Origin of the sequence: Streptomyces sp. MK37H, assembly GCF_018035285.1 — a bacterium.
Taxonomy (GTDB): domain Bacteria; phylum Actinomycetota; class Actinomycetes; order Streptomycetales; family Streptomycetaceae; genus Streptomyces; species Streptomyces endocoffeicus.
Window position 1 is genome coordinate 1 of the sequence record NZ_JAAAYH010000639.1, and the last position, 3,597, is coordinate 3,597.

Below are 3,597 nucleotides of genomic sequence, written 5' to 3' on the forward strand. Positions count from 1 at the left end.
ATGGGGGACACCGGAGCGCGCCGCCCGGGTGGCAGCGCCCCGTACGGGCGGCGTGGGGCCGTCAAAGCGATCGTCGTATGGGCCTACGGTGAGGCGGTTCCGCCCAGCCCGCCGAAGTTCACGGAGGTCCCCGGAGTGAGTGCACCGGCCCGATCGCCGCGCCCGTCGCGCCCCCGCTCCCGCCACCCCCGCTGGGGGCTGCGGCTGGCCACGGGCGGCGCCTGTCTGGTGCTGGCGGTCAGCGGCATCGGGCATCTGCTGGTCAGGGAGCTCGATTCCGGGATCCACCGGGTGGATGCCTTCGGCGGCCTGGACAACCGGCCGAAGAGCACCGGCGGGGGCGTCAACTTCCTCGTGGTCGGCACGGACGGACGGGAGAAGATCACGCCTCGGGAGAAGGCGCTGTACCGGCTGGGCGGAGCCCCCTGCCGCTGCACCGACACGATCATGCTGATGCATCTGTCGGGCGATCACCGCCGGGTCAGCGCGGTCAGCCTGCCCCGCGACTCGTACGCCAGGATCCCCGCGTACACCGACGCCACCGGCAAGCGCCATCCGAGCCATCCGCGGAAGCTCAACGCCGCGTACGCCGAGGGCGGGCCGAGCCTGACCGTGCGCACCGTGGAGCATCTGACCGGCGTCCATATCGACCACTACCTCGAGGTGGACTTCACCAGCTTCATGAAGACGGTCGATGTGCTCGGCGGGGTGAGGATCTGCACCGCGCGTCCGCTCAAGGACGATCACACCGGTCTTGACCTGCCGGCCGGCACCCATGTGCTGAACGGCGGCCAGGCGCTGCAGTACGTCCGCTCCCGGCATGTGGACGGCACCTCCGACCTGGGCCGGATCCAGCGGCAGCAGCGGTTCATGGCCGCCGTGGTCCACCAGACCACGGCCGGGGGCATCCTGCTCAACCCGGTGCGGTTCAACCGGGTGGCCGGGGCCCTGCTGGGCTCGGTCCGCGCGGACCACGGCTTCAGCGCGGAGGACTTGGTCGCCCTGGGGCGGGCGATGAGCGGGGTCACCTCCGCGTCCTCGGAGTTCGCCTCGGTCCCGGTGGTCCTGCCCGGTGTGCCGGTGAAGGGGGCCGGTTCCACGCTCCGCTGGAACCAGGCCAAGGCCGAGCGGCTCTTCACCACCCTCCGCGAGGACCGGCCGCTCGTCACCCACCACCCGAAGCGTGTCCGGGCCACCCCGGTGGACGTGGACCCGGCCCGGGTCCGGGTGCATGTGCTCAACGGCACCAATACGACGGGGCTCGCCCGCCGCGCGGACCGCGCGCTGCACGCCACCGGCTTCGCCACCACCGGCTCCCCCGCCGATGCCGCGACCCCCGATGTCCGCCACACGGTGATCGCGTACGACCCCATCTGGGACCGCTCGGCGCACTCGCTGGCGGCCGCGCTGCCCGGGGCCCGGCTGAAGCCGGTGGTGGGGCAGGGCGCGGTGATGCAGATCACGATCGGCGCGGACTACAAGGGCGTACGGCCGGTCCGGGTCGAGGCGCCGAAGACCGACACCGCCGGGTTCGGGGCCGTCACCGGCGACGAGGTCGTCTGCCCCGAGGGCGGCGCCACCCGCTCCCTCTGACCCCGGGGTCACGGCCGGTCGGCGCTGACCCCGGGGGTCACGGCCGGTCGGCGCCCTCGCTGGCGTCGTCGGTGCGCCCGGCGGTGCGCTGGGCGCGGAGTTCCTTGATCGCACGGCGGCGGGCCAGCCGGTGGGTCCGGCGGATCTCGGCCTCCTGGTAGCGCCGCTTGTCCCGCTCGGACTCCGGGATGACCGGGGGCACGGGCCGGGGCTTCCCGTCGGCGTCGACGGCGGCGAAGACCAGATAGGCGCTGCCCACCTGGGTGGCGGGCGTGGACTCGTTCCACCGCTCGGCCAGCACCCGCACCCCGATCTCCATGGAGGACCGGCCGGTCCAGTTGACCTGGGCCTTCACATGGACGAGGTCGCCGACTCTGACCGGTTCGAGGAAGGCCATCTCGTCCATCGACGCGGTGACCGCGGGCCCCTCGGAGTGGCGTCCGGCGACCGCTCCGGCGGCGTCGTCCACCAGCTTCATGATCACGCCGCCGTGGACGGTCCCCAGGAGATTGGTGTCACTGCCGGTCATGATGTGTGACAGCGTGGTACGAGAGGCGGAGGTGGGCTTTCCCGGAAGCTCCGGTTCCGCACCCTGGGCCTGTTTGGTCATGTCGTCCACCTTATGCGGACCAGATTCTTATCAGGTCTGCAACAGCCCTGCCGCGATCCGGCACCCGCCCTGTAATGCGACCTACCCGACCAGGCACACTGCCTTGCATGAGCGAATGGCCCCAGGGATGGTCCGGCGACGGTAGCGGCCGGTACGGACGTGGTAGCGGCAGCGCCGAGCCGGAGGGGGCTCGCGCAATGCCACAGGTGAGGCGCGGCGCGCCCGGTGCGGGCGGTCCACCGCCGTACGACGAGCCCCCGCTGCCGCCCGACCTCTCGCCCCGCGGCACCGTTCCGCGGCAGCAGGCGTCCCAGGGCTATGACGACTACGACGACGGTTACAACACCGGTCAGGTCTACGGCCGCGGCGGACCGGGCGGCGGCGACCACGGCCCCGGTGGCCCCGGCGGCCCCGGCCCGCGCCCGGTGAGGCCGAAGAACTGGAAGCGCCGGATAACCATCGGCCTGGTCACCCTGATCGTCCTGCTGCTCGCCGTCGGCATCGGCACCTACTTCTGGGCCGACTCCAAGCTCCGCCGCGAGGTCGACCTCAGCAAGGTCGAGGACCGGCCGGGCGGCGGCAAGGGCACCAACTACCTGATCGTCGGTTCGGACAGCCGCGAGGGCATGTCCGACGAGGACAAGAAGAAGCTGCACACCGGCTCGGCCGACGGCCGCCGCACCGACTCCATGATCCTTCTCCATGTCGGTGAGAACGGCAACACCATGGTCAGCCTCCCGCGTGACTCCTGGGTCACCATCCCGGCCTTCACCGGCTCGGAGAGCGGCCGGCGGATCCCGCAGAGCCAGAACAAGCTGAACGCGTCGTACTCCTCCGAGGGCCCCTCGCTGCTTGTCCGCACGATCGAGTACAACACCGGCCTGAAGATCGACCACTACGCGGAGATCGGCTTCGACGGCTTCGCCAACCTGGTGGACGGCGTCGGCGGCGTCGACATCGACGTCCCGCAGGACATGAAGGACAAGAAGTCCGGCAATGACCTGAAGAAGGGCAAGCAGACGCTGAACGGCCAGCAGGCGCTCGCCTTCGTCCGGCAGCGCTACGGCCTCGCGGGCGGCGACCTGGACCGCACCAAGAACCAGCAGAAGTTCCTGTCCGCGCTGGCCAACAAGGCGGCCTCGCCGAGCACGATCATGAACCCGTTCAAGCTCTACCCGACAATGGGCGCCGGCCTGGACAACCTGGTCGTCGACAAGGACATGAGCCTGTGGGACGTGAAGGACATGTTCTTCGCGATGAAGAGCGTCTCCGGCGGCGACGGCAAGCAGATGAACATGCCGATCTCCAACCCCGGCCTGGCCACCTCCAAGGGCAGCGCGGTGCAGTGGGACATGGCGAAGGTCAAGCAGCTGATGGGCGAGCTGAAGAACGAC

General features: G+C 70.8%; 3 protein-coding genes. 2 read left to right on the plus strand and 1 reads right to left on the minus strand.

All coding sequences use genetic code 11. The annotated features are described in order from the left end of the window. The first annotated feature begins 135 nt into the window (after positions 1-135). Entirely contained in the window at positions 136-1,593 is a 1,458-nt protein-coding gene (locus GWI24_RS41965) for an LCP family protein (protein ID WP_210951272.1), read from the plus strand. 37 nt (positions 1,594-1,630) lie between these two features. Here GWI24_RS41965 and GWI24_RS41970 read toward each other — a convergent pair whose 3' ends face one another. Further along, positions 1,631-2,203, minus strand: a complete 573-nt coding sequence (locus tag GWI24_RS41970) for an acyl-CoA thioesterase (protein ID WP_210951270.1) — start codon at positions 2,201-2,203, stop codon at positions 1,631-1,633. Between the two features lie 107 nt (positions 2,204-2,310). Between GWI24_RS41970 and GWI24_RS41975 the strand changes: the two genes are divergently transcribed. Continuing rightward, on the plus strand, positions 2,311-3,597 hold a 1,287-nt coding region (locus GWI24_RS41975), incomplete at its 3' end, for an LCP family protein (protein ID WP_210951271.1).

What these genes read in the sequence shown, in the direction of transcription:
- GWI24_RS41970 (WP_210951270.1), bottom strand. Translation starts at nt 2,203, where the DNA reads ATGACCAAACAGGCCCAGGGTGCGGAACCGGAGCTTCCGGGAAAGCCC.